This is a genomic window from Vibrio sp. 2132-1 (genome assembly GCF_033344315.1).
The window spans coordinates 1-778 of record NZ_JAWPON010000235.1; the positions used below are offsets into that span (position 1 = coordinate 1).

General features: G+C 49.0%; 1 protein-coding gene and 1 pseudogene. Both read left to right on the forward strand.

Annotation, left to right across the window (positions count from 1 at the left end):
• On the forward strand, positions 1-600 hold a 600-nt coding region (locus R8N47_RS24640), incomplete at its 5' end, for a FlgK family flagellar hook-associated protein (protein ID WP_318186028.1).
• An 11-nt stretch (positions 601-611) separates the two neighbouring features.
• A pseudogene (locus R8N47_RS24645) lies at positions 612-778 on the forward strand (flagellar hook-associated protein 3); the annotation flags it as partial.

Below are 778 nucleotides of genomic sequence, written 5' to 3' on the forward strand. Positions count from 1 at the left end.
TTTGCTAATCAAAGCTTCGCTATTGGCGATTCGGTCGGGGGTAAGTTGGGTGCCATCAACGATTACCAAACCGACGTTCTAAAGCCAAACCAAGTAGCGCTTGATGACATGGCAAAAGCTCTGGCAGATGAGTACAACGCGGTACTTGCTACAGGTAAAGACTTGAAAGGCAATGCTGGCAAACCACTGTTTAACTACGACCCTGATAACCCAGCGGCAAGTTTAACCATCACAGATTTGAGCGCGGAAGAATTGGCGTTTTCAAGCGATGGTACGCCGGGTAACGCGAATGTTCTTAAGTCTCTGATTGATTTGAGTAACAAACCGGTTGCGGTAACGGGCTACGGCTCAGTGAGCTTGAACGATGCCTTTACTTCAATGGTTGGCCAAACGGCGATCAAGGCGCGTCAGGCCGATGCGGATTACCAAGCAAAACTGGCAATGAGCAAGCAAGCGCATACCGCTCGCGACAACGTAAGTGCAGTGAACAGCGATGAAGAAGCCGCGAACTTGATGACGTTTGCTAACGCGCACAATGCCAACATGAAAGTGATCAGTACGGCGAACCAGCTGTTCGACTCTGTATTGCAGTTATTCTAGAGGAAACCCAGATGCGAATCAGTGATAACCAATTCAGCCAAATGATGCTGCAAAGCCTGCAGAGCAACAGCGCAGGCCTTGGGAAAGTACTTCAACAAATGTCGACACGTGAGCGACTGACTAAGCTGTCTGATGATCCAATGGCGTCTATCAAGCTGCTTAACTTGGAACGCGAAAA